Annotated in this window: 1 protein-coding gene; it reads right to left on the bottom strand. The window is 76.2% G+C overall.

Features of this window, described 5'->3' with window-relative positions; genetic code table 11:
• Window positions 1–170 precede the first annotated feature (170 nt).
• Window positions 171–522 (bottom strand): alpha/beta fold hydrolase (locus CCN72_RS29790; RefSeq protein WP_143664243.1); only part of this gene is annotated, 352 nt, incomplete at its 5' end.

The raw sequence follows: 522 nt of genomic DNA, 5'->3' as shown, positions 1-522 counted from the left end.
CGCCGCTCCCTCCGGGGATCTCGGCACACCGTGGCCCGGCGTCCCGTCCGGCGGTCCCGGCACCCCGCGGCGCGGCGCCGCCCGCTCACTCCTCGCCGCTATCTCCGGACCCTCGTCCTTCGCGGCCGGCTTGGCCGGCCCCCGGCGGCTGTGGCGTCCCACGGTGTCCTTCAGCTCCCCGCTTCCGTACCCTCGGCGGCTCCCCGGCCGCCCGTCTCCGTGCTGTCGTCGTCTCTACTGCCGTCGCTTCTACTGCCGTCGTCTCCACCGCCGGCATCCGCTCTACTGCCGGCATCCGCGCCGCCGTCGCCCCCGGCCTGCGCCATCAGCTCCCGGAAGGCCCGCGCCACCACGCCCGGGTACTCCATCATCGCCACGTGCCCGGCGTCCGGCAGGGACAGCAGCCGGGAGTCGCGGAAGGAGCGGGCGGCCTTGCGGGCCATGCGGTAGCCGACGAGCTGGTCCCGGCCGCCGTAGATCAGCAGGGTCGGCGCGAGCACCCGCTCGGCCTGCCGCCACAGC

The sequence above is a fragment of the Streptomyces murinus genome, assembly GCF_002154555.1.
GTDB lineage: Bacteria > Actinomycetota > Actinomycetes > Streptomycetales > Streptomycetaceae > Streptomyces > Streptomyces murinus.
The sequence above is the reverse complement of the archived record's forward strand: the minus strand, read 5'-3'. Positions and strand labels throughout refer to the sequence as shown.